Raw genomic sequence first — 25,940 nt, forward strand, 5'->3', positions numbered from 1 at the left:
CTCATCCGGGTCGCCCTCCGCGGCCGGCGCCGCGTTCGGCCGCCGCCTCGGCATCGGTCTCATGCACGGGCTGTGGAAGCCGCGGGTCCTCGGCGCCTGGCGGGTCCCGCCCGCCGGTCCCGTGATCCTCGCGGGCAACCACTCCCACAACCTCGACGGCCCGATGCTGATGGGCACCGCACCGCGACCGGTGCATTTCCTGATCAAGAAAGAGGCCTTCGTCGGCCCGCTCGACCCGTTCCTGCGCGGCATCGGGCAGCTGAAGGTGGACCGGGCCGCCGCCGACCGGGCGGCCATCGGCGACGCGCTCGCCGTGCTGCGCGACGGCGGGGTGCTGGGCATCTTTCCGGAGGGCACCCGCGGCGAGGGCGACTTCGCGTCGCTGCGCGCGGGCCTGGCGTACTTCGCGGTGCGCTCCGGCGCGCCGATCGTCCCGGTCGCGGTGCTGGGCAGCAACGACAAGCGTGGCCGGCTGATATCCGGGCTGCCGCCGCTGCGCAGCCGGATCGACGTCGTCTTCGGCGACCCCTTCGAGGCCGCGGCGCCCGGCGGGAGACGGACGAAGGCCGCGCTGGACGAGGCGACCGCCCGCATCCAGCGGCGGCTGAGCGCGCACCTGGAAAACGCCAGGCGTTCCACCAGCAGCTGAGACAGACTTGACGGTGGTGACCGCTGAGGGTCACCACGGACGAACGACGAGGAAAAACGCTTCATGAACGACCAGATCCACACCGGCGACGAGCACGGTGAGCTTGGCGACGCCGAGTACGCGGAGTTCATGGAGCTCGCCGCGCAGGAAGGCTTCGACGCCGAAGAGGTCGAGGGCGCGCTGGAGGAGGCCGGACACGGCCCGCTGCCGGTGCTCGCGGTCGTCGGCCGCCCCAATGTCGGCAAGTCGACCCTGGTGAACCGCGTCCTCGGCCGCCGCGAGGCCGTCGTCGAGGACCGCCCGGGCGTCACCCGCGACCGCGTCACCTACGAGGCCGAGTGGGCCGGCCGCCGCTTCAAGGTCGTCGACACCGGCGGCTGGGAGCAGGACGTGCTCGGCATCGACGCCTCGGTGGCCGCGCAGGCCGAGTTCGCCATCGAGGCGGCCGACGCCGTGGTCTTCGTCGTCGACGCCACGGTCGGCGCGACCGACACCGACGAGGCCGTGGTCAAGCTGCTGCGCCGGGCGGGCAAGCCGGTCGTGCTCTGTGCCAACAAGGTCGACGGCCCCAGCGGTGAGGCGGACGCCGCCATGCTGTGGTCGCTGGGCCTGGGCGAGCCGTACCCGGTCTCCGCCCTGCACGGCCGCGGCACCGGCGACCTGCTGGACGCCGTCCTCGGCGCGCTGCCCGAGGCCCCGGCGCAGACCTTCGGCGGCGGGGTCGGCGGCCCGCGCCGGATCGCGCTCATCGGCCGCCCGAACGTCGGCAAGTCCTCGCTGCTCAACAAGGTCGCCGGCGAGGAGCGGGTGGTCGTCAACGAAATGGCCGGCACCACCCGCGACCCGGTCGACGAGATGATCGAACTCGGTGGCAAGACCTGGAAGTTCGTGGACACCGCCGGCATCCGGCGGCGCGTCCACCTCCAGGAGGGCGCCGACTACTACGCCTCGCTGCGCACCGCGGCGGCCGTGGAGAAGGCCGAGGTCGCGGTCGTCCTGATCGACACCAGCGAGTCGATCAGCGTCCAGGACCAGCGGATCATCACCATGGCCGTCGAGGCCGGGCGCGCGCTGGTGATCGCGTACAACAAGTGGGACACCCTCGACGAGGAGCGCCGCTACTACCTCGAGCGTGAGATCGAGACCGAGATGGGCCAGGTCGCCTGGGCCCCGCGGGTCAACGTCTCGGCCCACACCGGCCGCCACATGGAGAAGCTCGTCCCGGCGATCGAGACCGCGCTGGAGGGCTGGGAGACCCGGATTCCCACCGGGCGGCTCAACGCCTTCCTCGGCGAGCTGGTCGCCTCCAACCCGCACCCGATCCGCGGCGGCAAGCAGCCCCGCATCCTCTTCGGGACCCAGGCCGGCACCAAGCCGCCGCGGTTCGTGCTCTTCGCCTCGGGCTTCCTGGAGGCCGGCTACCGGCGCTTCATCGAGCGGCGGCTGCGCGAGGAGTTCGGGTTCGAGGGCACCCCGATCCACATCTCGGTGCGGGTGCGCGAGAAGCGCGGCCGCAAGAAGTAGCGAACCGCGGGCGTGCGGCCGCGCCTTGGTGGCCGCACGCCGGGAATCTCAAAAGCCGCTGCCGCGTCCGTCGCGGGGGGCCGGGGGCAGCGCCGCGGGGCGGTAGCCGACGCGGTAGGGCCGCGCCGCCGACCGGTCCGAGGAGGGCTGTTCGCTCTCGCTCTGCCGCTGCCAGGCGGGCTGCGCACCGCTTGACCCCAGGGCCGCGAACGCGGTGAAGCCCAGGTCCTCGTCGCCGGTGCGGTCACCGGGCAGCGCCCGGAACAGCCTGCGGTACTCGGCGTACAGCGCGTCGTAGATCGGCGTCGCCGACCAGCGGCGCGGATATTCCGCGGGCGGGTCCTGGGACGGCCGCATGCCGGGGATCGGGCTCGGATACGGGGAGCGGGAGGCGGAGTCGTATGCGTGCACGTAGGAGCCAACGACGACGCCGCCGGACGGATGCGGTCGCTGCGTCGAATGGGCCACCGGCGTGGGGCGCGAAGGGTGCGCCGGTTGGGGCCCCGAGGGGCGCGCGGGGCCGTTCATGTGCCCGACAACGGCAGTACGCCGGCGACCAGCAGCCCGTTCGCCGCGGCCCGGTCCAGGGCGTCCCGCAGCTGGTCCTCGCGCGGCTGGCTGCCGATCGAGCCGACCGGGGCCGCGAAGACCAGCACGGAGGGCGACTTGTTGACCGCCGCCCGCCACCCCTCGCTCACCGGCATCGGCCGGTGCGCCTGCCACCACGCCACCTGACCGCCGCCGGGGGCGGGCATCAGCACCGAGTGCAGCTGCCCCATCGCCATCAGGACCGACCAGCCGTGGATCGGCGGCGGAGTCTGACCGAGGTCGCGGACCGGCTGGAAGCCCCGCTCCAGCAGCAGTTGGAGGAACTCGTCGTGCGGGCTGGTGGAGCCGGGGCGGGCGATCGGCCCGGTCGGCTCGACGACCAGCGCCGGACGCGATTCGTCGTCCAGCAGCACCAGGCCGCAGGTGACGTGGAGCACCGCCTGCTGGGGAGCCGGCTGCGCCCCGCCGGGCGCCGGGATGCCGGTGACCTCGCCCGGCCCGGGGAGGCCACCGCCCGGGAATCCCGCGGCGGGGTAGCCGTCGGCCGGGGCGCCGGGGTAGGAGCCGGCGGCGTACGGATCGCCGGCGGCGGGCGGGACCGGCTCCCCGGTGATCGAGGCGACCGCCCCCTGCAACTGCTCCTCGGAGACCGGGACGACCTGCGAGGGCACACAGCTGGCGTGGGCGAAGGCGAGGACGGCGGTTTCCCGGCCGACGAAGAGCACCGTGCTGGTCCGCTCCTGCTCCGCGTCGCCCGGCGTGCGGCAGGAGGTGCAGTCGTAGCTGCCCGGGGCGTTCTCCCCGGCGAGCAGCCGGTTGGCTTCTTCGTCACCGATCTCGGCGCGTACGTCGTCGCTGACGTCGAGCATGCGGGGCACGGGTGGCTCCTGAGGTCTCGGGCTCAATGCCGGGCGGTCCCCGGGCGCCCTGTTCAACGGCCGATCGGTGGCGTGGGTCACGCCGCGGACGGTCCACGCCCCGGCGCCCGGCCGGGCCGCTGCGCCAACCCCCGGGCCGGCGGCCACCGTTGGCCGGACCGGCCCGCGGCTCCCCGGCCCCTGGGCCGGAACGGCCTCTCCATCCGCCCTGATGGACATCGCCGCACAAAGGTTCCCGAGTCCGGTTACCGATTCGGCATCCGTTCTGGAACAAGACGGTGATAGCTGCCAACCCTTGGGCACCTGTACTGGTCTAACCCAGTGCTAGGTGGACGAGACACGCCGTCCGCGCAGAAACGGTGGGAAACGGTGGGGCACGGGGACGGATGCATATCTCATTCCTTATTCACAACGCGTACGGCATCGGCGGCACGATCCGGACCACCTTCAACTCCGCGCGTACGCTCGCCGAGCACCACGATGTCGAGATCGTCTCCGTCTTCCGCCACCGTGACGTGCCGGTCTTCGACCCCGGCCCCGGCGTCCGGCTCAGGCACCTGGTCGACATCCGCAAGGACAGCCCCACCTACGACGGCACGGACCCGGAGTACGCCCGGCCGGCCGAGGTCTTCCCCAGTACCGAGGGCCGCTACAAGCAGTACAGCGCGCTGACGGACCGCCGGATCGCCGACCACCTGCGGCAGTTGGACGCCGACGTGGTCGTCGGCACCCGCCCGGGCCTCAATGTGCACATCGCCCGGGAGGCCCGGCGCGGCCCGGTGCGCGTCGGCCAGGAGCACCTGACCCTCAGCACCCACTCGCAGGGCCTGAAGCGCTCGCTGCGCGCCGTCTACCCGCGGCTGGACGCGGTGACCACCGTCACCGAGGCGGACGCCGCCACCTACCGCCGGCAGATGCGGCTGCCCGGGGTGCGGGTCGAGGCGGTGCCCAACAGCGTGCCCAAGCCCGCGCTGGCGCCCGCTGACGGCACCGGCAAGTGGGTCGTGGCGGCCGGCCGGCTCGCGCCGGTCAAGCGGTACGACCTGCTGATACGCGCCTTCGAGAAGGTCATCCGGCAGCGGCCCGACTGGCGGCTGCGGATCTACGGCGGCGGTGGCCAGCACGCCAAGCTGCGCGCCCTGATCGACCGCCTCGGCCTGTACAACCACGTCTACCTGATGGGCCCCGCCAACCCCCTCGACCCCGAGTGGACCAAGGGCTCCATCGCCGCCGTCACCTCCAGCCTGGAGTCCTTCGGGATGACCATCGTCGAGGCGATGCGCTGCGGCCTGCCGGTCGTCGCCACCGACTGCCCGCACGGCCCGGCCGAGATCATCGACGACGGGGTCGACGGCCGGCTGGTGAAGTCCGGCGACGTCGGCGCCATCGCGGGCGGTCTGCTCAGCCTGATCAACGACGACGAGCTGCGGCAGCGGATGGGGCGCAAGGCGCTGGAGCGCTCCGCCCGTTTCGACCCGGCGAACATCGCCGGCCGCTACGAGTCCCTCTTCAACGACCTGGTCGCCCGCGGCGGGCTGCGCGGTGCGCTGCACCGGACCCGGGGCACCCTGCTCAGCGGTGCCTTCGTGACCAAGGACGCCGGCCGCAGCGCCCTGCGAAAGGTCCGTGCCGCGTGACCACCACCGTGCTGCCCACCACCGCGACCACCCTCGAGGAGTCCGCCACCGTGACCGTCCCGCTCCGCGCCGACTGCATCGCGGACTCCGCCGGGGGACTCACCTTCGAGATGGCCGGCGCCGAGAGAGCCGGCCGGGGCGCGGCGGCGGGCGGCGACGGAGCCGAGGGTGCGGCGCTGGTGCTGCGCCTGCGTGGCGCGGACGCCGCGGCCGACGAGGTCCGGCTGCCGCTGAGCCCGGCCGCCGACGGGCGCCTGCGGGCGCACCTGCCCGCCTCGCGGACGCTGCCGGAAGGCCGCTGGGACGTCCACCTGGCCCCAAGCGGCTCCACCGACATCCACACCGACGCCGACTCCCACGCCGGCCTGCAGCGGCTGATGCCCGGCCTGAACGACCTGCGGGCCCTGGTCGACCGCGAGCCGGAGCCGGGCACCGGCCCGCTGACCGTGCGCATCCCGTACGCCACCAAGCACGGCAACCTCTCGCTGCGCAGCTGGCTGCGCGCGGTGCACGCCGAGGCGGGGGAGATCCGCGTCGACGACGGCGTGCTGTCGGTGCGCGGCCGGGTGCACCGGGTCGAGCGGCCCGCCGACTGGCTGTCCGGCGCGGTCGCCGAGGCCCGGCCGCGCGGCGGGGGAGAGCCGGTGTCCGCGCCGGTGACCGCCGTGGAGGGTGACGCCTTCGCCTTCACCCTGCCGTACGCGGAGCTGACCGCCGGCGGGTCGGGCGGGGCGGAGGTGTGGGACCTGTGGCTGCGCCCCACCTCCGGCGCGCGGGTCCGGATCGCCCGGCTGCTGGACGACGTCGCGGACAAGAAGGAGATCTTCAGCTACCCGGCGCGACGGGTGGCGGTCGGCGAGTCCACGGTCCAGGCCGGCCCGTACTACACCGTCGACAACGATCTGTCGGTGCGGGTCGGGCGGACCGGCTGAGCGAGAGGCCGTTCCGGCTGTCACCGCTGCCCCGCGCCCGCCGGTGAGCCGTGTTCCGGGCTGATTCAGGCGCGTTGCGGCAACTGGTCCGATGTGTGCGACAAGAGGCCGGAAGTGTGCGTTCCGTGCAGGCCGCGCACCGATATTCGGGCAGTCATGGAATTTCTCCGCGAAGAAGCCGCCCGCACCGCGGAAGGCGGGCAATTCCGTATGGCCGGAAGTGTTTTCCCGGTAAGCCGTACCGGCCCTTCCGGGCGGGTACGGAAGAGCACGTACGAGTGAAAGCGCAAGCGTGACACCGGCCGTCAATTCCGTGACACAAGTGTGACACGTGGCGGATCTGTGACGGGTGGGGTCGCTCGGGGCTCGCCTTCCACCGGCGTGCGCCGACGCCTACGGTGGCGTCATGGCACCTCAACCCACCCCCGCGACGGAACCCGACGACATCCCGCAGCGCTACGCCGGGATGGACGCCGACACCGCCGAGCGGCAGGCCAGGGCGCGCGGCTGGACCACCGTGCGGCGGCTGCCGCCGGGCGCGATCATCACCATGGAGTACCTGACGGGCCGGCTCAACCTGGAGGTCGAGGACGGCGTCGTACGCCGCTCCTGGAAGGGCTGAACTCCCGCACTCGGGCACCCCCTTGGTCCCGGCCATCCCTTGGCCCCCGGCCACGCCGTTGGTCCCGGACGCGCCCTGGCTCCGGACGCGCCGACGGCCCCGGTCCACTCCGACGGGAGTGGACCGGGGCCGTCAGGCCGCGGGGAGCGGGCGGTGCGTACCCTCCCCGCGACGATGGGACCTTGGCCCGGCGAGCCGGCCTCGGCTCAGCCGCCGCCGGTGCGGCCGCGGGCCGGGCCGGGGCCCACCGGGGCGGCGGTGCGCGGCGCGCGGTCCGCGTGCGGCGGGCGGCGACTGCCGGTCGGGGTGACCGGGGTGCGCTCCGCACGGGTGGTGTGCGGCCGGGCCGGGTGATGCGGCCGGGCGTCCGGCACCCGCGCGGCGGTGCCACGGCTTCCGACGCCCACCGTCTCGCGGGCGGGCGGCTCGTCGTCCTGCGCGGTGCGCGGGGTGGCCAGGGTCGCGCCGGAGGCTTGCGGGACGGCGGCCACCGGCACGGGCGGCGCCGCGCCGCGCAGCCGGCGCCAGAGCGCCACCAACGGCATCTCGGCGCGCGCCATGGCCGGTTCCAGCCAGGGCAGTGCGAGCAGCACCAGCAGGCCGGCGGCCCAACCGAGCAGCACATCGCTGACCCAGTGCGTGCCGAGGTAGACGGTGGTCATGCCCACCCCGAGGGCGAAGATCGCCGCGATGACCGAGGCGACCCTGCGGGCCTGCGGGGTGGTCGCCAGGTAGGCCAGCACACCCCAGGTGACCACCGCGTTCGCGGTGTGACCCGAAGGAAATATATCGCCGCCGGCGGCCATCTCGTTCGAGCCGACGGTGGTCGCGTAGTGCGGGCCGAGTCGCCCCATGCCCAACTTCGCGGCGCCGACGGTGACGTTCAGCATCAGCAGGGAGGTGCCCAGCACCAGCAGCGGGCGCACGGAGCGCTGCCGCCAGGAGCACCAGCCCAGCCAGGCGGCGACGGCCACCGCGGTCGGACCGCGCTGGCCCAGGACCACGAAGTAGTCCAGGAAGGTGTGGATCTGGGGCCACTGCTTGTACGGCCGGAAGAGCATGACCTGCCAGTCGAGCCGCACCAGCCACGAGGTGGTGACCACGCCGATCACGGTCGCCGCGTAGACCGCGAGGGTGGACCCGAGCAGCCAGCGGCGGACCCGGGTCATGCCCGGCGGCGCGAGAGCGGCGGGGCGCCCCTGCGGCCGGGGGAGCTTGTCATCGGTACGCACTCAATCGACGTTACATTGCGTCACACGCCGGTTCTGACGATCAGGTCGGTTTGTGATGACGATGTGATGTGGAGTGCGTCTCGTTCGAGGCATTGGAACGAGTCATTCCGCGAAATCCGCAAAGTTTTAGGGGATTCCCCGGAAGGGGCATCCACCGGTGTCGCCCATCCCTTTTTATGCTTTTCGAGAGAGTGGGTTTATCGGTGATTGGCCGGGGTGTTCCCCAGGGTTTCCCTGGCCGTCGCCTGCCGCTCGGCCGCCCGGGGTTGGCCGGATCCCGACCCCTGTGGCGGCGCGGAACCGTGTAGCCGGAGCGCGCCGTGGAACGCCGAGGCCAGCCCAACCAAGCCCGGTGCCAGGGGCGTTCGCGCCGGTCCGGCCCGGGCCAGGTTGACCGAGAGCGGGAGCGGCGGCGGGAAGGCGGGTATCGGCAACCGCGGTTTCGAGCCGATATGGCCCTTGGCGGCCGGCGCGAGAACCACCACCACGCCGCCATGGACGAGCGGCGGCAGCGGCCGGTGCCGCCGGATGCCCGGGGCGTACAGCCACAGCGGCAGCAGCCCCACCCCGATCAGCAGGCCGATTTCGGCCGGAAAGGCGCTGGAGGCCGGCCGCTCCCCGATGAAGGCGGCGAATGCCGTGCCACCGTCGAAACCGTTTCCCCGGCCGCCTTGGACGTCCGGACAGCCGGTCACGGATGCCGAGAACCACCAGGCCGAGCAGCCGCGTCCCCGCATACGCGAGCAGCGCGGGCGCGGCCCGGCGCAGGGCGGCCCGCGCCAGGGGGTCGCCGGAGCCGCGCGCGAGGGCGGACGGACGGGCCAGAGCGGTCATGATCTTGATTATCCGGTATGGCCGAGCCCGGTCGAGCCGCCTGTGGACAACCCGAAACGGCGGGGGACAAATGGGAACAGCGGCACGGACGCCCCGGTCACCGGGGAGCGACGTGGGTCTCAAGATGACCTGCGGCACACGCCGCACCCGGGGACTCGCGTACTCTGACGTCTCACTCGCCTACGCCACCGGGCCGCCGGGACAGTGTCTCCACGAGTCCCCGCCAAGCCCGGCCACGGTCGCGAGCGCAAGACAGGGAGGTGCGTACATGCCCGGGACGACGACGGCCGGCAATCGGCGGACGGCGGGCGTTTCCCGGCATTGGCGCCAAGCCCGCGAGGACGGCGGGGCCAATCGCTGGATCGTGCTCGTCATGCTCTGCGTCAGCCTGCTGCTGGTCGCCGTCGACGGCACGGTGCTGCACGTCGCGGTCCCCGCGGTCAGCGAGGACCTGCGGCCCGGCGCCATCGAGCTGCTGTGGATCGTCGACGCCTATCCGCTGGTCTGCGCTTCCCTGCTGATCCTCTTCGGCACCCTCGGCGACCGGGTCGGGCGCCGCCGCATCCTGCTGCTCGGCTACGCCCTCTTCGGCGCGGCCTCGGCGCTCGCCGCCTTCGCCGGCTCACCGCAGATCCTGATCGTGGCCCGGGCACTGCTGGGCATCGGCGGCGCCATGATCATGCCCGCCACCCTGTCGATCCTGCGACAGGTTTTTCCCGACCGCAGGGAACGCGCTCTCGCGATAGGCATCTGGAGCGCCGTGGCGGGCATCGGCGCCGCCGGCGGCCCGCTGCTCGGCGGCTTCCTGCTGGAGCACTTCTGGTGGGGCTCGGTCTTCCTGATCAACATCCCGCTGATGGCGGTCGCCCTGCCGGTGGGCCGCTGGCTGCTGCCGGAGTCGGCCGGCGACCGGAACGGGCCGTGGGACGTGCTCGGCGCACTGATGGCCGCCGTCGGACTGGCCGCGCTGGTCCTGGGCATCAAGCGGGTGGGCAACGGCGTGGACCCGCTGGACCTGCGCACCCTGGGCCTGATAGCCGTCGGCGCCGCGCTGCTGGCCGCGTTCGTCCGCCGACAGCGGCGCCGGGCCCACCCCCTGGTCGACCTCACCCTCTTCGCCCGCCCGGCCTTCGGGATATCCGTCGGCTGCATCGTGCTGGCCCTGCTCGCGCTCGTCGGCCTGGAGCTGATCGCCGCGCAGTACCTGCAACTCGTCCTTCACCTCACCCCGCTGGAGACCGGCCTGCGGCTGCTGCCGCTCACCTGCGCCGCCATGGCCGCGGGCGTCGTCGGATCCCGGATGCTCCACCGGCTCGGCCCGCGGAAGATGGTCGGCACCGGCTTCCTGCTCACCGCCCTCGCCGTCGCCTCGCTCACCCTGATGGGAGAGTCCGACCGGCCCGCCATCATGCTCTGCGGGTTCGTGGTCCTCGGCTTCGGCCTCCAGATGACCCTCTTCGGCGCTTACGAGTCGATGCTCAACGAGGCCGCGGCCGAGTCGGCGGGCGGGGCGGCCGCCATCGGTGAGACCTCCTACCAGCTCGGCGCGGGCATGGGCATCGCCTTCCTCGGCAGCGTGATGAACGCCGCGTACAAGCCCGGTGTCTCCTCCGTCCCCGGCGTGCCGGACGACTCCGCCACCGCGGCCCGGCAGTCGCTCGGCGAGGCGTACGAGGTCGCCGACCGGCTCGGCGGACCGGTCGGTGAGGCCCTGCGCGCGGCCGCCCGCGAGTCCTTCGTCCACGGGCTGCACGTGACCATGGCGGTCAGCTCCGGACTGCTGCTGCTCGGCGCGCTGGCGGCGCTCCGGCTGCCGCGCGTGATGGAGTGCGCGACCACGCAGGACACCCCGGACACCGCCGCGCGGGCGGACGCCGCACCCGGCACGCCGACCCAGGAGAGCGCCCAGACCGCGCCCGGCGTGCCCGTGGTGCCCGAGCCACGGGAGCGCGCCGCCGTCGTGGTGGAGTCCTCGGGCAGCTGAGCACGCCCCCGGCGGAGCCGTCGGCGGTGTGCCGCGGGCGGCCCGCACCCGGCGGGAGGGGGGTCTGGACGCGAAGGGTTACCCGGCCGTAACGTCGGGCCCGAGCCGTGAAGATCCGCTGCCGGAGGCGTACAGATGTCCGCGAGTAGCTTGCCGCCCTTCGATCCCGCCGACCCGCTGGGCATCGACGACCTGCTGGATCCCGAGGACCTCGCCGTCCGGGACACCATCCGGCAGTGGGCCGCCGACCGTGTGCTGCCGCACATCGCCGACTGGTACGAGCGGGGTGAACTGCCCGTCATCCGGGAGCTGGCCCGCGAGCTCGGCTCCCTCGGCGCCCTCGGGATGTCGCTGACCGGCTACGGCTGCGCGGGCGCCAGCGCGGTCCAGTACGGCCTGGTCTGCATGGAGGTGGAGGCCGCCGACTCGGGCATCCGCTCACTCGTCTCCGTCCAGGGATCCCTGGCGATGTACGCCATCCACCGCTTCGGCTCCGAGGAGCAGAAGCAGCGCTGGCTGCCCGGCATGGCGGCCGGCGAGATCATCGGCTGCTTCGGACTGACCGAGCCGGACCACGGCTCCGACCCGGCCGGGATGCGCACCTACGCCAAGCGTGACGGCTCGGACTGGGTGCTCAACGGCCGCAAGATGTGGATCACCAACGGCTCGGTGGCCGGGGTCGCGGTGGTCTGGGCCCGCACCGACGAGGGCATCCGCGGCTTCGTCGTGCCCACCGACGCACCGGGCTTCTCGGCCCCGGAGATCAAGCACAAGTGGTCGCTGCGCGCCTCGGTCACCAGCGAGCTGGTGCTGGACGACGTCCGGCTGCCCGCCGACGCGGTGCTGCCGGAGGTGACCGGCCTGCGCGGCCCGCTGAGCTGCCTGGGCCACGCCCGCTACGGCATCGTCTGGGGCGCGATGGGCGCGGCCCGCTCGTCCTTCGAGAGCGCGCTGGAGTACGCCCGCACCCGCGAGCAGTTCGGCCGGCCCATCGGCGGGTTCCAGCTCACCCAGGCCAAGCTGGCCGACATGGCGGTGGAGCTGCACAAGGGCGTTCTGCTCGCCCACCACCTGGGGCGGCGGATGGACGCCGGCAGGCTCCGTCCCGAACAGGTCAGCTTCGGCAAGCTCAACAACGTCCGCGAGGCGATCGAGATCTGCCGCACCTCCCGCACGATCCTGGGCGCCAACGGGATCTCGCTGGAGTACCCGGTGATGCGGCACGCCACCAACCTGGAATCGGTGCTCACGTATGAGGGCACGGTCGAAATGCACCAGCTGGTGCTCGGCAAGGCGCTCACCGGGCTCGACGCCTTCCGATGAGCCGGGCCTCTCGCTGAGCCGCCCGGTCCCGCCCCCTTCTGCCGGCCAGGGGGCGGGACCGGGCGGCTCTGGTTACCGAGTCCTCCGGGGGGGGCACCCCCGGCCGGAAAGCCCCCGCGGCTCAGCTCTGGTTACCGAGTCCTCCGGGGGCCAACCCCCGGCCGGAAAGCCCCCGCGGCTCAGCTCTGGTTACCGAGTCCTCCGGGGGCCAACCCCCGGCCGGAAAGCCCCCGCGGCTCAGCTCTGGTTGAAGAATCCGCCGGTCGCGCGGCCGGACTCGCCGCTCACGACGCGGTAGTCCGCGGGCGTCAGCAGGAACACCCGGGTGGCGACGCGCTCGATCGATCCGCGCAGGCCGAAGGTGAGCCCCGCCGCGAAGTCCACCACGCGCTTGGCGTCGCTGGGCTCCATCGCCGTGAGGTTCACGATCACCGGAACACCGTCCCGGAAGAGTTCACCGATGGTGCGGGCGTCCCGGAAGCCGTCCGGGGTGACCGTCGCGATGCGGGTCCCCTGATCCTGCGCGGCCTGGTCGGTGACCCGCACGCGGGGATCCGTCACCCAGGAGTCGCTGGGCTCGGGCCCCTCGGCGTAGTCGTCGTCGTAGTAGCGCTCGTCATCGCTGTCGTCGACGAGGCCAAGCCAGGCACTCGCCTTGCGTACCGATCCCATGGACGCCTCCTTTCACTGACGGTGTGTACTGTCCGCTCCTCTATGGTCGTCCATGGTGTGGATGGTGTGCCAAGTGGTTTGCCGCCGCACAGGGGATTCGTGACGGTACTGGTGCAGAACGTTTGGCTGACGATCAGAGTTCCTATCACGGACGGGAACTGACAGGGACATGGATAGACTCCGCGGGCCGGACGGGTGAAGTCCGCGGCGTTTGGGTGATGGGGGACCATGTTCGGGATTATTCGGCCTTGTCGGCATCGGCTGTCGGAAGGCATGCGCACGGAGTGGATGGCGCATATGTGCGGTCTGTGCCTCGCGTTGCGTACCGACCATGGCCAGTTCGCGAGAGTCGCCACCAACTATGACGGTCTGGTCATATCCGTGCTGACCGAGGCTCAGTCGGAGCGGCCGGGCAGCGCCGGTGGCTGGCGGCGCACCGCGGGTCCCTGTCCACTGCGCGGGATGCGCACCGCCCCGGTGGCGCGGGGCGAGGGGGCGCGACTGGCCGCGACCGTCTCCCTGGTCCTCGCCTCGGCCAAGGTGCGCGACCATGTGGCCGACCGGGACGGCCTGCTGGCCCGCCGGCCGATCGCCGCCGCGGCGCGCCGGGTGGCGGCCAAGTGGGACCGCGCGGGCGCCAGGTCGGGCGCGGACATCGGCTTCGACACCGCCGTGCTGCTCGACGCGGTCGGGCGGCAGGAGGGTATCGAGCGCGCCGCGGGGCTGGGCACGCCGTTGCTGGAGATCACCGAGCCGACCGAGACCGCCACCGCCGCCGCCTTCGGGCACACCGCCATCCTGGCCGGGCGGCCCGGCAACCAGGCGCCGCTGGAGGAGGCGGGCCGGCTCTTCGGTCGTCTCGCGCATCTGCTGGACGCCGTCGAGGACCTGGCGGAGGATGCCCGGACCGGCGCCTGGAACCCGATCGCGGCCACCGGTACCGAGCTGGCCGAGGTGCGCAGGCTGTGCGACGACGCGGTGCACGGGGTGCGGCTGGCGCTGCGGGACGCGGAGTTCGCCAAGGGCGCGGACAAGCTGGCGCACCTGCTGCTGGCGCACGAGCTGAAGCACGCGGTGGACCGGGCGTTCGGCCCGACCTGCTCGCATCTGCCCGGCCCGGGGCAGGGGCATCCGGGAAATCCCTACGGGCAAGGGGATCCGTACGGCCAGGGGAACCCGTACGGGCAGGGCGGGCCGTACACCGACCAGTACGGCAACCCGTACGGGAACCAGCCCGGTCATCCCTACGGGGCCGGCCCGCAGGGGCCGTACGCCGGTGGGCCGTACCCCGGTGGGCCGGGCGCACCGGCCGGTGCCGGTGGCCCGTACGGCGGTGGCCCCTACGGCGGCGACCCCGGTGGCGGCGGCGGGCACGGTCCGCACCCCGGGCACGGGCCGTCCGACCCCTACCCCCGCAAGCGCGGCACGATCGCCGGATGCGCCGTCTGGCTGGGGCTGTGCTGCACCTGCCAGGTCTGCTGCCGGGAGCACTACGACGACCCGTGGCGGCACAACAAGAGGCGCGAGGGCTGCTGCCACCAGGTGGGCGACTGCGGCTGCTGCGGGTGTTGCGAGTGCTGTGAGTGCTGCGACTGCGGCTGCTGACGCGGCATGAAGGCGGGCCTTTGCCCCTCCTTCGCTCCGCCCGGTGCCCTCCTTGGGTTCGATGTCCTGGCGGGGGAACGGAACCGGATCACCCGACGACCCGTCTGACGGAACGACCCGAGGGGAAGGGTTGGGTGCACAGCCCCGGTGGCCGAACAGGCCGCCGGGGCTGTGCCGTATCCGGTGACCGGGGTCCGATTCGCGGTCTTGCGCGAGAAGGTTCTCTGCGCAAATACTTCCCGCAGCGCTTGTCAGGGACACGACGGGAAGCGGAGTCCCGGTCGTGTGCTGACTGCGCCTCACGGGCCCGCGCCCCCCACGGGCCCCTCCCTGCCCGTTCGCGGGCAAGGAGGGAGGACCCCCGATTCCCCTCGGAGGAAGAGTTGAGGATCAAGCGCAACACCCCCCGCACCGCCGGTTCCAGACGCATCCGGCTGATCGGAGCCTCCTCGGCGATCGTGGCGGTCGCCGCGCTGGCCGTCCCGGCCGCCGCCAACGCGTCCGACAGCTCGGCGAAGACCCACAGCGCGTCCGAGGCCAAGGCCGCGAGCGCCGCCCTGCTCAAGGCCGACGTCCCGGGCACCGCCTGGTACGTCGACGCAGGCACCAACACCCTCGTCGTCACGGCCGACAGCACCGTCTCGCAGGCGGAGATAGCCAAGATCAAGAAGGCCGCGGGCGGCAGCGCCGACGCCATCGAGATCAAGCACACGCCGGGCAGGTTCAACAAGCTCATATCCGGCGGCGACGCCATCTACGCCAGCAGCTGGCGCTGCTCGCTGGGCTTCAACGTCCGCAACAGCAGCGGTACCAACTACTTCGTCACCGCCGGGCACTGCACCGACGGCGCGGGCACCTGGTACTCCAACTCCGGGCGCACCACGGTGATCGGCCCGACCGCCGGCTCCAGCTTCCCGGGGAACGACTACGGCCTGGTCCGCTACAGCGGCTCGGTCTCGCCGTCCGGCACCGTCGGCAGCCAGGACATCACCCGCGCGGCCAACCCGACCGTCGGCCAGACGGTCACCCGCCGCGGCAGCACCACCGGCATCCACAGTGGCCAGGTCACCGGCCTGAACGCCACCGTGAACTACGGCGGCGGCGACATCGTCTACGGCATGATCCAGACCACCGTCTGCGCCGAGCCCGGGGACAGCGGCGGCCCGCTGTACTCCGGCACCACCGCGCTGGGTCTGACCTCCGGCGGCAGCGGCAACTGCTCCTCCGGCGGCACGACCTTCTTCCAGCCGGTCGTCGAGGCGCTGAACGCCTACGGCGTGAACGTCTACTGATCCACCCCGATCGGCGTCGCGAGCCGATCGTCACCCACCCCCGGGGCACGAACCCCCGCACGACCGCGGAAGCCGGCAGCAGCAGGAGAGCCCCCGCCCGGGACGCCGGGCGGGGGCTCCTCCGCGCCCCGGGGCGAGAGGCCGCCGGGCCTCCCCGGCCCGCATCGCGCGGGACTATCGTGGACCTCAAGACCCTTATGGGGGTATTTGCTCGCAATCGGGACGGGCGGTGGCCGTGATGGTCGGAGAGCTCGTGGCAGCAGGTGCGGTGGCGCTCTCGGGTGCGGCGGTGTATGTCATGGCGGCGGCCCGGGTGGTCAAGCAGTACGAGCGGGGCGTCGTCTTCCGGCTCGGCAGGCTCCGGTCCGCGGTCCGCGGTCCGGGATTCACCACGGTCGTGCCGATCATCGACCGGCTCCGCAAGGTCAACATGCAGATCGTGACGATGCCCGTGCCGGCCCAGGAGGGCATCACCCGCGACAACGTGACGGTCCGCGTCGACGCGGTCGTCTACTTCAAGGTCGTGGACCCGGCCGACGCCGTGGTGCAGGTCGAGGACTACCGCTTCGCGGTCTCGCAGATGGCGCAGACCTCGCTGCGCTCGATCATCGGCAAGAGCGACCTGGACGATCTGCTCTCCAACCGGGAGAAGCTCAACCAGGGCCTGGAGCTGATGATCGACAGCCCGGCGGTCGGATGGGGAGTGCACATCGACCGGGTCGAGATCAAGGACGTCTCGCTGCCGGAGACGATGAAGCGGTCCATGGCCCGGCAGGCCGAGGCGGACCGGGAGCGGCGGGCCCGGCTCATCAACGCGGACGCGGAGCTGCAGGCGTCCCGCAAGCTGGCGGAGGCCGCCGCGCAGATGGCGGACACCCCCTCGGCGCTCCAGCTGCGGCTGCTGCAGACGGTGATGGCGGTGGCCGCCGAGAAGAACTCCACCCTGGTGCTGCCCATCCCGGTGGAGCTGCTGCGCTTCCTGGAGAAGGGCGCCGGTGGGCCGGGGGAGCCGCATCCGGAGCAGGCGGCTCTGGCGGAGCCGCACCCGGACGGCCCGGGTCCGGTCCGGGTACCGGAGAACGAAACCGGAAGGGCGGTTACCGGACAGGGCTGACCGTCACCGGTTGTCGACAGGGCGATCGCGAGGTGTGCCCGCGCACGGACTGACGTGCGCGGGCACCGGTGTGTCCGGGCGCCTCGGCGCCCTCCGGCTCCGGCCCCCTCGACCGGATCGTGACCTTGTGCGCGCGGACGCGCCCTCGGAATACTCGATCTGCACGTTGGCATGGACGCGACTGCCCGGTGCGACCGCAATGACGCGATCGCCTGCCGGGCGCGTCCATGGTCGCTGGTCCTCCGGGCCCACCCCCCCACCCCGGGCCCATCCCCCCACTGGAGGTCTGACTTGAAGCACCGACGTACATCCAGCCGACGCGGAGTCATAGCCGGCGCCGGTGTGGCGGCCCTCGCGGCCGCGACCCTCACCCTGCAGAACGCGAACGCCGCGCCGTCCCCCACGACGCCGGACACCCTCTCCGCCGCCGCGGCCGGTGAACTCGCCACCCACCTCGCCTCCGCGCTCAAGGGCGACGCCGCGGGCTCCTACTACGACGCGAAGACGCACCGGCTCGTGGTCAACGTGGTGGACCGGGCCGCGGCCGACCAGGTGCGGGAGGCGGGCGCCCGGCCCCGGCTGGTCGAGCACTCGCTGGCCCGGCTCGACGCGGCCCGCGCCGCCCTGAAGGAGAAGGCCGCCATCCCCGGCACCGCCTGGGCGATGGACCCTCGGCTCAACAAGGTCGTCGTCACCGCCGACCGCACGGTGAGCGCTGCCCGGCTCGCCGAACTCGACCGGGTCACCGACGCGCTGGGCGACCGGGTCGAGGTGCGCCGCTCGGCCGGGGCGTTCCGGACGGTCATCGGCGGCGGCGACGCGATCTGGGGCGACGGCGCGCGCTGCTCGCTCGGCTTCAACGTCGTCAAGGACGGCCGGCCGTACTTCCTGACCGCCGGGCACTGCACCAACGCCATCAGCAGCTGGTCCGACACCCAGGGCGGCGAGGAGATCGGTGCCACCGAGGACGGCACCTTCCCCGGTGACGACTTCGGGATCGTGAAGTACACCGCCGAGACCGAGCACCCCAGCGAGGTGAACCTGTACGACGGCGGGTCCCAGGCCATCACCAAGGCGGGCGAGGCGACGGTCGGCCAGCAGGTGCGGCGCAGCGGCAGCACCACCCAGGTGCACGACGGCGAGGTCACCGCGCTCAACGCCACCGTCAACTACCAGGAGGGCACCGTCGAGGGGCTGATCCAGACCACCGTCTGCGCCGAGCCCGGCGACAGCGGCGGCTCGCTCTTCGCCGACGACACCGCGCTGGGCCTGACCTCCGGCGGCAGCGGTGACTGCTCCTCGGGCGGCGAGACCTTCTTCCAGCCGGTGCCCGAGGCGCTGTCCGCGTACGGCGCCGAGATCGGCTGACGCCCGCGGGCCCGCGGAGCCGGCCGACGCTTAACCGGCCGCCGGTGGCCCGGGTCGCGGACGGTCCCGGGCGGCTGGGCCCAGGTGCTGCCCGGGACCGCGGACGGCCCGTAACCGCGCCGGGCCGGGGCCGTTGAAGCGGGCGGAGCCCCCGGACACCTCTCCCGTGTCCGGGGGCCCGCTCATGTTTCCGCCGGCTCGGTCCTCGGCGGCGACGGCTGTCGCTCAGCGCCGGATGGTCCTCAGAACTCGAAGGCCATCGACGAACCGTCCTTCATGCAGTTGTTCGAGAAGGTGTGGCTGTACCACACTCGCTTGCCCTTCCAGACGCCCTGCGCGGTGACGGTGATCGGGCGGTACTCCTTCGTACAGAACTTGCCGGGCGCGGACTTGATGCCCGGCAGCTCCCGGAAGTCGCCGCCGACGGTTGCCAGTTCGGCGCAGGCCGCGGCCGGGTCGGGGTGGGTGCCGGTGGGCCTGGGGGCGCAGCTGAGGGTCACCGCGCGCTGCACGGCGGCGGTCGCGGGGTCGTCCCCGTTCCCGACGGTGAGCACCAGCGCCGACGGCGAGTACAGGCTGCGCGGCTGGGCGGGCTCGGCGTTCGCGCCTCCGGCCGAGACCAGGCAGCCCATGGTCAGTGCGGCGCCCAGGCCCATCGCTCCAGCGATCTTCCGCATTCCGAACACTCCTTTGGGTCGCGGTTGCAGATACCGGACGGGAGTCTTGCTCAAACGCGCACCGAACGCACACTGAACGAATTCTTCCGGTCACTCTTGGCGATTGCGGAGTTGGCCGATTGTGGCGCCCCGATGGCTGGTGCCTCTCCGTATAACGCCAGGGAACCGAGGGTTACATGACGTGGACCTGGCGTCCTGCTGGTGAGGAGATGTCCGTCGTGCGGCCGAGTGTGCCGGAAAGGGCGCGGCTCGGTCGCGGCGTCTCGACCGGAAACCGCCGCTTCCGGCGGGCGTGCCCGGGCTGTCGGCGCTCGGGAAATGTCTGAGATGTCATGGCTTGTCGGATCGGACGGGCGGCGGCGGGGCGGCGGTGCGACCCCGCGGGCGTCACAGATGCGGGCTGCCGTGCACCGGCGGCGACAGATCCGCGCCGCGACTCGGGCGGCGGCCGCGCAGTACCGCGGCCACCATGGTGATCACCGTGCCCGCGACCGCCCAGGCGGAGAGCACCAGCAGCGGGCCGGTCACCCCGTTGCCCCGGAAGTACGCGATCGAGCGCGCGGTCCAGGTGCCCGCGCCCGGCGGCAGCGCCGGCCCGATGGTCCGCCAGAACTCCGGCAGCAGCGGATAGGGGTACGCGCCGCCCGCGCTCGGATTGCCGAGCACGACCACGAGCAGGATCGCCAGGCCGATGCCGACCACCCCCGCGATCCCCTGGCAGGCGAGCGTCGCCGCCCCGACCGCGAAGACCACCAGCGTGCCCAACCCCCACAACCCCCAGACGCTGCCGGGCAGGGCGTCCAGCAGCGGACCGGCGATGACCGCGCCACCCAGCCCGGTGACCGCCGAGTACAGCGCGAGCGTGCCGAGCCGGAGCGCCGCCCGGCGGGGGTTGGCCGGCCGCGCGCCCGCGCTGACCGCCAGGGCCGCCGCGCACAGGTAGCCGCCGACGCACCAGCCGACCACCAGGTAGAACGAGGTCAGGCCGCGCGCGTCGCCCTGGCTCACCCGGGCGACGTCGAGGGTGCGCACGGTGCGCCCCCGGGCCTTCTCCGCCGCGCCGACGGTCGCCTGGACCGCCACCGAGAGGGAGGCGCCCGACCCGCTCGCGACGAACAGCCGGTCGGTGGTGCCGCCGGGGTCGGCGACCAGCGCCGCGTCGAGTTCCCGGTGCCTGATCTTCCGCACTGCCGTCTCCGGAGTGCCGACCACGCGCGCGTCGAACGGCTCGCCCGGCAGCGCGTTGAGGTCGCGCGCCAGCCGGGCGGCCGCCGGGCCGGGCGCCACGGCGGCGATGTCGACGCGGTGCGGCTTCGGGTGGTGGAAGGCGCCCACGTAGGAGGTGATGAAGGCCAGCTGGAGCAGGAGCACGCCCAGCACCAGCAGGGCGGCGCGCGGCGTCACCCCGCTGCCGTCGTCGGCGTGCCGCCAGGAGCGATGGGTCGCGTGGTTCGTGGGGATCATCCGTCGCTCCTCGCCGGGCGCCGACCTGTGTGGTCTCCACATCGTGTGCAGCCGGAGGCGGGCCCCGCAGGTGGCGCGGGCCGTTCAGGCGACGCCCGACCGCGCGTATCGTACGAACGTTCGAAACTTGGTCTATGGTGGAGACGGGGACACGGACAGGGCCGGTCAGGGGGTGGACAGGGCAAGGAGCGGGAGGCGCGGATGCCGGACTTCACACATCTGCACACCGCCTCCGGGTTCTCCCTGCGCTACGGCGCCGCGCACCCGGAGCGGCTGGTGGGGCGCGCCGCCGAGCGGGGCATGGACGCGCTCGCGCTGACCGACCGCGACAGCCTCGCCGGGGCGGTCCGCTTCGCCAAGGCGGCCGCCACCGCCGGGATCCGGCCGCTGTTCGGCGTGGAGCTGGCGGTGGCCGAGCCGCCGGCGCCGGACGGCGCCCAGCGCCGCCGCACCCCGGTGCGCGGCGGCGCGTTCATCGACGAGTCCACGCAGCGGGTGACCTTCCTGGCCCGCGACGGCGCGCCCGCCTGGGCCGCGCTGTGCGGACTGGTCTCCGCCGCGCACGCCAGCCCGGACGCCGACCCGCATCCCGGCCCGTACCCGGGCTCCGGCGGCACCGGGGTCGAGGGCGCCCGCCAGGACGGTGGCCGCCCCGGCGCACCCGGCCGCCGGACCGACGCCGACCACACCCGCGCCCGCGCGGCGGCTCCCGCCCGTACCCGCGCGGCGGCTCCCGCCCGTACCCGCCCCGCGGATCCCGCGCGCTGGTCCGCCGACGGGCACCGCGCCGCCTCCGCCCCGCGCACCGGGGCGACCGGTGCCCGCCCCGAGCTGCGCCGGGAGGACCTCGAAAGCGCGGCGGCCGGCGCGCTGGCGCCGCTGACCGTGCTGCTCGGCGCGGACTCCGACGTCGGCCGGGCGCTCGCCGCCGGGCGGCCCGACCGGGCGGAGCGGCTGCTGGCCCCCTGGCGGGATCTCTTCGGTGACGCGCTGCGGCTGGAGGCGTTCTGGCACGGCCGCACCGGCACCGGCCCCGGCTCGCTGCGGCTGGCCGCCCGTACCGTCGGCTTCGCCGCCGACCAGGGCGTACCGGCCGTGCTGAGCAATGCCGTCCGCTACGCCGACCCAGGTCAGGGCCGGGTCGCCGATGTACTGGACGCCGCCCGCCGGCTCGTGCCCATCGACCCGCGCAAGCCCGAGGCGCTCGACAGCGGCGAGGGCTGGCTCAAGGGCGCCGTCGACATGGCGCGGATCGCCGAGCGCGTCGCGGAGGCGGCCGGATTCCGCCGGGACACCGCGCACCGGCTGCTGACCGAGACCGAACGCACCGCCGCCGCCTGCCGGGTCGACCCCGAGGACGACCTCGGCATCGGCAGCATCCACTTCCCCGAGGCCCACCTGGTCGGCGCGGGCCCCGGCGGAGGCGGCCCGGGCGGCTGGGGGAGGACCGCCGAGCGGGTGCTGCGCTCCCGGTGCGCCGCCGCCATGGTGCTGCGCGGCTACGACCGCGACGAGCGGCGCTGGCAGCGGCTGGAGGACGAGCTGCGCACCGTCGAACGGCTCGGCTTCGCCTCGTACTTCCTCACCGTCGCCCAGGTCGTCGACGACACCCGGGCGCTGGGCATCCGGGTCACCGCGCGTGGCTCCGGCGCCGGCTCCCTGATCAACCACCTGCTCGGCATCGCGCACGCCGACCCGGTCGAGCACGGGCTGCTGATGGAGCGCTTCCTGTCGGTGCGCCGCCGAGCGCTGCCCGACATCGACATCGACGTGGAGTCCGCGCGCCGCCTGGACGTCTACCGCGCGATCTTCGACCGCTTCGGTGCGGCGCGGGTCGCGACGGTCGCGATGCCGGAGACCTACCGGGTGCGCCACGCGGTGCGCGACGTGGGCGCGGCCCTGGGGATGGACCCGGCCGAGGTGGACCGGATCGCCAAGTCCTTCCCGCACATCCGCGCCCGGGACGCGCGGGCGGCCATCGCCGAACTGCCCGAGCTGCGCGAGTTGCGGCGGCCGGACGGCTCACCGGCCCTGCCGGGGTCCGCGGGGAGCTCCGGGAACCCTGCGCAGAATCGTTTCGCCGGGTTCTGGGAACTGGTGGAGTCGCTGGACGGGCTGCCGCGCGGCATCGCCATGCACCCCTGCGGCGTGCTGCTGTCGGACGCCGGGCTGCTGGGCCGCACCCCCGTCGTGCCGACCAGCGGCGAGGGCTTCGCCATGTCGCAGTTCGACAAGGACGACGTCGAGGAGCTCGGGCTGCTCAAGCTGGACGTGCTCGGAGTGCGGATGCAGTCCGCCATGGCCCACGCCGCCCAGGAGGTCGAACGCGTCACCGGCCACCCGCTGGACCTCGACGACCCCGCGCAGGTGCCGCCGGGCGACCGCGCGACGTACGAGCTGATCCGGTCCACCGAGACCCTCGGCTGCTTCCAGATCGAGTCGCCCGGCCAGCGCGACCTGGTCGGCCGGCTGCAACCCGAGACCTTCCACGACCTGGTGGTCGACATCTCGCTCTTCCGGCCCGGCCCGGTCGCCGCCGACATGGTCCGCCCCTTCATCGCCGCCCGGCACGGCCACACCCGCCCGCACTACCCGCACCCGCACCTGGCGGAGGCCCTGCGCGAGACCTACGGCGTGGTCGTCTTCCACGAGCAGATCATCCAGATCCTCTCGATCATGACCGGTTGCGAACGGGACATGGCGGACGAGGCGCGCCGCGCGCTCTCCGACCCCGAACGGCAGGGGCGGGTCCGGGCCTGGTTCCACGCGGAGGCCGCGGGGCGCGGCTACTCGCCGGAGGTGCTGGCGCAGACCTGGGAGATCGTCGAGGCGTTCGGCTCCTACGGCTTCTGCAAGGCGCACGCGGTCGCTTTCGCCGTGCCGACGTACCAGTCCGCCTGGCTCAAGGCCCACCACCCGGCGGCCTTCTACGCCGGGCTGCTCACCCACGACCCCGGGATGTACCCCAAGCGGCTGCTGCTGGCGGACGCCCGGCGGCGGGGGGTGCCGATCCTGCCGCTGGATGTGAACCGCTCGGACACCGCTTATCGAATCGAACTGGTGTCTGGTGGAGGGGGTGGGGCTGGTGGATCCGGTGGGCTTGGTGGTTCTGGCAGGCCTGGTGGATCTGGTGGTTCTGGCGGGCCTGGTGGATCCGGTGGGCCTGGCGGGCCTGGTGGGTCGGGCGGCGCGGGCTTCGGGCTGCGGATGGCGCTGTGTGACGTGCATGGCATCAGCGAGGCGGAGGCCGCCCGGATCGCCGCCGGACGACCGTACTCCTCGCTCCAGGACCTGTGGCTGCGCGCCCATCCGGGCCGGCCGGTCGCCGAACGGCTCGCCCAGGTCGGCGCGCTGGACGGCTTCGGCGCCAACCGGCGCGACCTGCTGCTGCACATCGCCGAACTGCACCGCCGGACCTCCTCGCGCGCGGGCGGGGCGCACAGTGGCCAGCTGCCGCTCGCCGAGGGCGGCCCGGCCGCGCCCGCCGGACTCCCCGACCTCGACCCGGCCGAACGCCTCAGCGCCGAGCTCGGGGTCCTCGGCATGGACGTCTCCCGCCACCTCATGGGCGATCACCTGGTCTTCCTGGAGGAGCTGGGCGTCGTCCCGGCGAGGCGGCTGCGTACGGCCCGCAACGGCGAGGCCGTGCTGGTCGCCGGGGCCAAGGCGGCCACCCAGACCCCGCCGATCCGCTCCGGGCGGCGCGTCATCTTCACCACCCTCGACGACGGCACCGGCCTGGTCGACCTCGCCTTCTTCGACGACAGCCACGCCGCCTGCGCGCACACCGTCTTCCACTCCTGGCTGCTGCTGGTGCGGGGTGTGGTCCAGCGGCGCGGCCCGCGCAGCCTGAGCGTGGTCGGCTCGACCGCGTGGAACCTCGCGGAGCTGGTCGAACTGCGGCGCACCGGCGGTCTGGAGGCGGTCGCCGCCCGTCTCGCGGCCCCGGGCTTGGCGGGCGGCCCGGCGGCGGATGGGGAACCGGCCGCCGGCTCCGGCGACGAAGCGGCAGCGGCGGGTACGGGCACGACGGCGCGGCGGATCCATCTGCCTACGGGGTACGAGATGCACCCCTGGGCCGACCTCCGGCCGGCGGGTGAGGGCGCCGCGACGGGGCGCAAGCTGTGGCACTCGAGTCCGGGGAGCGCGGGGCGATGACGTACGGACCAGTTCGGACGGTGCCGGGGCCGGTGCCGGGGCCGGGGCCGTCGGGGGTCGGTCCCACCGGGGCGTCTCCTCGCGCGGTGAAGAACACGGGCCGATCGCTGGATGCGGCTTCGATTACTTCACCGCGCTGCGGGGAGCGCCCCGGTGTCCCCTTCCGCCGGTCCCAGACGGCGGCGCCGGTGGGCCGGTCGGATCTGCCGGAGCCGGCGACCTCGTTGGCTCCGGGGGGTCGTTCGGTACCGCGTCGTGGCCGGCTCAGTGCTGTTCCGGAATCCAGTGGGCCTGGGGCGCGGCTGCCGGTGCGTGGGCGGGGCGATGAGCGGGGGCGCGAGCCGGGGGTGCTGTATGTGCGCTTCCACGCCGCCGACGGGGGCGAGCCCGGGGCGGACACCTATGAGGGGCTGCTCGGGCTGCTCGCCGAGCTGACGCCCGTCGTCGAGGCGCTGCCGCCCGATGCCGCGCTCGCCGATGTCCGGGGCGCGCTGCGCTACTTCGGCCGGGACGCGGCCGGACTGGCCCAGCTGGTGCGGGTCCGGGCCCTGGCCCGGTACGGCGTCGACTGCACGGTGGGGGTGGCCACCAACCCGCTGCTGGCCCGGATGGCCGCCACCGCGCACCTCGCGGAGGGCGGTACGTCGGCGCGCGGCGCGGTCCGTACCGTCCCCGGTGACCCGGAGGCGGTCGCCGCCTTCCTCGCGCGCAAGCCCGCGGCCGCCCTGCACGGGGTGGGGCCGGCGACCGCCCGCGCTCTGTCCGCGTACGGTCTGGACACCGTCGACCGGATCGCGGCGGCGCCGCTGTCCACCCTCCAGCGGATCCTGGGCGCGGCGGTCGGGCGGCGGGTCCACGACCAGGCGCGCGGTATCGACCCCGGTCCCGTCGTGCCCAACGCCCCGGCCCGCTCCATCGCCGCCGAACACCGCTTCGACCACGACGAACTGGACCCCGACCGCCGGCGCCGCGCACTGCTCACCCTCGCCGACCAGCTCGGCACCCGGCTGCGGAGCAGCGGCCGGATCGCCCGTACCCTCACCCTCACCGTCCGCTACGCGGACCGTTCGGCGACCACCCGCTCCCGGGCCCTGCCCGAGCCGACCGCGCACACCCCCGACCTGATCACCGCCGCCTACGCGCTGCACGCCGCGCTCGCTCTTCAGCGAGCCCGGGTGCGGTCGGTGTCCCTGCGCGCGGAGGGGCTCACCGACGCCGGGCGGGCCGCCCACCAACTGGCCTTCGACACCGCCGATGACAAGGCGCGCCGTGTCGAGGCCGCGGCCGACCGCGCCCGCGCGCGCTTCGGCCCCTCCGCGGTCCGCCCCGCCTCCTTCCTGGACGTGGCCTGAGAAACGGGTGTGCCCCCGCTCGCCGTCAGGGCTTCAGGCGGGGGCGGGGGCACCGGAACCGATGACCCGGTTCC

General features: G+C 73.7%; 20 protein-coding genes. 13 read left to right on the forward strand and 7 right to left on the reverse strand.

All coding sequences use genetic code 11. From position 1 onward, the window contains the following. The first annotated feature begins 61 nt into the window (after positions 1-61). Entirely contained in the window at positions 62-649 is a 588-nt protein-coding gene (locus AC4BDD_RS23995) for a lysophospholipid acyltransferase family protein (RefSeq protein WP_490691922.1), read from the forward strand. Between the two features lie 63 nt (positions 650-712). Then, positions 713-2,173, forward strand: coding sequence for a ribosome biogenesis GTPase Der (gene der, locus AC4BDD_RS24000; protein WP_490687529.1), 1,461 nt, complete (start codon positions 713-715; stop codon positions 2,171-2,173). A gap of 48 nt (positions 2,174-2,221) precedes the next feature. Here der and AC4BDD_RS24005 read toward each other — a convergent pair whose 3' ends face one another. Both AC4BDD_RS24005 and AC4BDD_RS24010 read right to left on the reverse strand, forming a co-directional pair. Beyond that, on the reverse strand, positions 2,222-2,530 hold the full coding sequence (locus AC4BDD_RS24005; protein ID WP_490687530.1) for a hypothetical protein: 309 nt from the start codon (positions 2,528-2,530) through the stop codon (positions 2,222-2,224). 167 nt (positions 2,531-2,697) lie between these two features. Then, positions 2,698-3,600, reverse strand: coding sequence for a DUF8842 C-terminal domain-containing protein (locus AC4BDD_RS24010; RefSeq protein WP_490687531.1), 903 nt, complete (start codon positions 3,598-3,600; stop codon positions 2,698-2,700). 386 nt (positions 3,601-3,986) lie between these two features. On the opposite strand from AC4BDD_RS24010, the gene AC4BDD_RS24015 reads away from it, so the two are divergent. The 3 genes from AC4BDD_RS24015 to AC4BDD_RS24025 all read left to right on the forward strand — a co-directional run bounded on the left by AC4BDD_RS24015 (position 3,987) and on the right by AC4BDD_RS24025 (position 6,791). After that, a complete protein-coding gene (locus AC4BDD_RS24015) occupies positions 3,987-5,237 on the forward strand; it encodes a glycosyltransferase family 4 protein (RefSeq protein ID WP_490687532.1) in 1,251 nt (416 codons plus the stop codon). After that, complete coding sequence (locus tag AC4BDD_RS24020) at positions 5,234-6,169, forward strand: hypothetical protein (RefSeq protein WP_490687533.1); 936 nt, start codon at positions 5,234-5,236, stop codon at positions 6,167-6,169. Before AC4BDD_RS24015 ends, AC4BDD_RS24020 begins: the two co-directional genes overlap by 4 nt. 406 nt (positions 6,170-6,575) lie before the next feature. Continuing rightward, positions 6,576-6,791 (forward strand): I78 family peptidase inhibitor, encoded by a 216-nt coding sequence (locus AC4BDD_RS24025; RefSeq protein WP_490687534.1) that lies wholly within the window; start codon positions 6,576-6,578, stop codon positions 6,789-6,791. 206 nt (positions 6,792-6,997) lie between these two features. Here AC4BDD_RS24025 and AC4BDD_RS24030 read toward each other — a convergent pair whose 3' ends face one another. Both AC4BDD_RS24030 and AC4BDD_RS24035 read right to left on the reverse strand, forming a co-directional pair. After that, positions 6,998-8,023, reverse strand: a complete 1,026-nt coding sequence (locus AC4BDD_RS24030; protein WP_490687535.1) for a phosphatase PAP2 family protein — start codon at positions 8,021-8,023, stop codon at positions 6,998-7,000. Positions 8,024-8,220: 197 nt separating this feature from the next. Next, positions 8,221-8,718, reverse strand: coding sequence for a hypothetical protein (locus tag AC4BDD_RS24035; protein WP_490687536.1), 498 nt, complete (start codon positions 8,716-8,718; stop codon positions 8,221-8,223). A gap of 407 nt (positions 8,719-9,125) precedes the next feature. Between AC4BDD_RS24035 and AC4BDD_RS24040 the strand changes: the two genes are divergently transcribed. Together AC4BDD_RS24040 and AC4BDD_RS24045 are read left to right on the forward strand one after the other, a co-directional pair. Beyond that, entirely contained in the window at positions 9,126-10,841 is a 1,716-nt protein-coding gene (locus AC4BDD_RS24040; RefSeq protein WP_490687537.1) for an MFS transporter, read from the forward strand. A 135-nt stretch (positions 10,842-10,976) separates the two neighbouring features. After that, positions 10,977-12,164 carry an acyl-CoA dehydrogenase family protein gene (locus tag AC4BDD_RS24045; RefSeq protein ID WP_490687538.1) on the forward strand — a complete coding sequence of 396 codons (1,188 nt, stop codon included), beginning with the start codon at positions 10,977-10,979 and terminating at the stop codon, positions 12,162-12,164. A gap of 237 nt (positions 12,165-12,401) precedes the next feature. Here the strand turns inward: AC4BDD_RS24045 and AC4BDD_RS24050 are convergent, their stop codons facing one another. Beyond that, positions 12,402-12,836: a cell division protein SepF gene (locus tag AC4BDD_RS24050; protein WP_490687539.1), complete on the reverse strand. Its 435-nt coding sequence runs from the start codon at positions 12,834-12,836 to the stop codon at positions 12,402-12,404. Positions 12,837-13,064: 228 nt separating this feature from the next. On the opposite strand from AC4BDD_RS24050, the gene AC4BDD_RS24055 reads away from it, so the two are divergent. The 4 genes from AC4BDD_RS24055 (at position 13,065) to AC4BDD_RS24070 (ending at position 18,215) form a co-directional block, all read left to right on the forward strand. Continuing rightward, a complete protein-coding gene (locus AC4BDD_RS24055) occupies positions 13,065-14,441 on the forward strand; it encodes a DUF5685 family protein (protein ID WP_490687540.1) in 1,377 nt (458 codons plus the stop codon). A 383-nt stretch (positions 14,442-14,824) separates the two neighbouring features. Next, positions 14,825-15,733, forward strand: a complete 909-nt coding sequence (locus AC4BDD_RS24060; RefSeq protein WP_490687541.1) for a S1 family peptidase — start codon at positions 14,825-14,827, stop codon at positions 15,731-15,733. Between the two features lie 238 nt (positions 15,734-15,971). Beyond that, the gene (locus AC4BDD_RS24065; RefSeq protein WP_490687542.1) at positions 15,972-16,847 is read left to right on the forward strand and encodes a slipin family protein; all 876 of its coding nucleotides are present in this window, start codon (positions 15,972-15,974) and stop codon (positions 16,845-16,847) included. A gap of 291 nt (positions 16,848-17,138) precedes the next feature. Next, positions 17,139-18,215, forward strand: a complete 1,077-nt coding sequence (locus AC4BDD_RS24070) for a S1 family peptidase (protein ID WP_490687543.1) — start codon at positions 17,139-17,141, stop codon at positions 18,213-18,215. A gap of 242 nt (positions 18,216-18,457) precedes the next feature. Here AC4BDD_RS24070 and AC4BDD_RS24075 read toward each other — a convergent pair whose 3' ends face one another. Next, positions 18,458-18,892 (reverse strand): subtilase-type protease inhibitor, encoded by a 435-nt coding sequence (locus AC4BDD_RS24075; protein WP_490687544.1) that lies wholly within the window; start codon positions 18,890-18,892, stop codon positions 18,458-18,460. A 387-nt stretch (positions 18,893-19,279) separates the two neighbouring features. Then, entirely contained in the window at positions 19,280-20,356 is a 1,077-nt protein-coding gene (locus AC4BDD_RS24080; RefSeq protein WP_490687545.1) for a DUF3533 domain-containing protein, read from the reverse strand. A 201-nt stretch (positions 20,357-20,557) separates the two neighbouring features. On the opposite strand from AC4BDD_RS24080, the gene AC4BDD_RS24085 reads away from it, so the two are divergent. Continuing rightward, complete coding sequence (locus AC4BDD_RS24085) at positions 20,558-24,514, forward strand: DNA polymerase III subunit alpha (protein ID WP_490687546.1); 3,957 nt, start codon at positions 20,558-20,560, stop codon at positions 24,512-24,514. A 356-nt stretch (positions 24,515-24,870) separates the two neighbouring features. Then, positions 24,871-25,866 carry a DNA polymerase Y family protein gene (locus AC4BDD_RS24090; RefSeq protein WP_490687547.1) on the forward strand — a complete coding sequence of 332 codons (996 nt, stop codon included), beginning with the start codon at positions 24,871-24,873 and terminating at the stop codon, positions 25,864-25,866. The last annotated feature ends 74 nt before the right edge of the window (positions 25,867-25,940 follow it).

Source organism: Streptomyces sp. JLBT605 (assembly GCF_058215555.1).

What these genes read in the sequence shown, in the direction of transcription:
- AC4BDD_RS24050 (WP_490687539.1), bottom strand. Translation starts at nt 12,836, where the DNA reads ATGGGATCGGTACGCAAGGCGAGTGCCTGGCTTGGCCTCGTCGACGAC.
- AC4BDD_RS24085 (WP_490687546.1), top strand. Translation starts at nt 20,558, where the DNA reads ATGCCGGACTTCACACATCTGCACACCGCCTCCGGGTTCTCCCTGCGC.
- AC4BDD_RS24055 (WP_490687540.1), top strand. Translation starts at nt 13,065, where the DNA reads ATGTTCGGGATTATTCGGCCTTGTCGGCATCGGCTGTCGGAAGGCATG.
- AC4BDD_RS24045 (WP_490687538.1), top strand. Translation starts at nt 10,977, where the DNA reads ATGTCCGCGAGTAGCTTGCCGCCCTTCGATCCCGCCGACCCGCTGGGC.
- AC4BDD_RS24075 (WP_490687544.1), bottom strand. Translation starts at nt 18,892, where the DNA reads ATGCGGAAGATCGCTGGAGCGATGGGCCTGGGCGCCGCACTGACCATG.
- der (WP_490687529.1), top strand. Translation starts at nt 713, where the DNA reads ATGAACGACCAGATCCACACCGGCGACGAGCACGGTGAGCTTGGCGAC.
- AC4BDD_RS24080 (WP_490687545.1), bottom strand. Translation starts at nt 20,356, where the DNA reads ATGATCCCCACGAACCACGCGACCCATCGCTCCTGGCGGCACGCCGAC.
- AC4BDD_RS24040 (WP_490687537.1), top strand. Translation starts at nt 9,126, where the DNA reads ATGCCCGGGACGACGACGGCCGGCAATCGGCGGACGGCGGGCGTTTCC.
- AC4BDD_RS24005 (WP_490687530.1), bottom strand. Translation starts at nt 2,530, where the DNA reads ATGCGGCCGTCCCAGGACCCGCCCGCGGAATATCCGCGCCGCTGGTCG.
- AC4BDD_RS24015 (WP_490687532.1), top strand. Translation starts at nt 3,987, where the DNA reads ATGCATATCTCATTCCTTATTCACAACGCGTACGGCATCGGCGGCACG.
- AC4BDD_RS24065 (WP_490687542.1), top strand. Translation starts at nt 15,972, where the DNA reads ATGGTCGGAGAGCTCGTGGCAGCAGGTGCGGTGGCGCTCTCGGGTGCG.
- AC4BDD_RS23995 (WP_490691922.1), top strand. Translation starts at nt 62, where the DNA reads ATGCACGGGCTGTGGAAGCCGCGGGTCCTCGGCGCCTGGCGGGTCCCG.
- AC4BDD_RS24025 (WP_490687534.1), top strand. Translation starts at nt 6,576, where the DNA reads ATGGCACCTCAACCCACCCCCGCGACGGAACCCGACGACATCCCGCAG.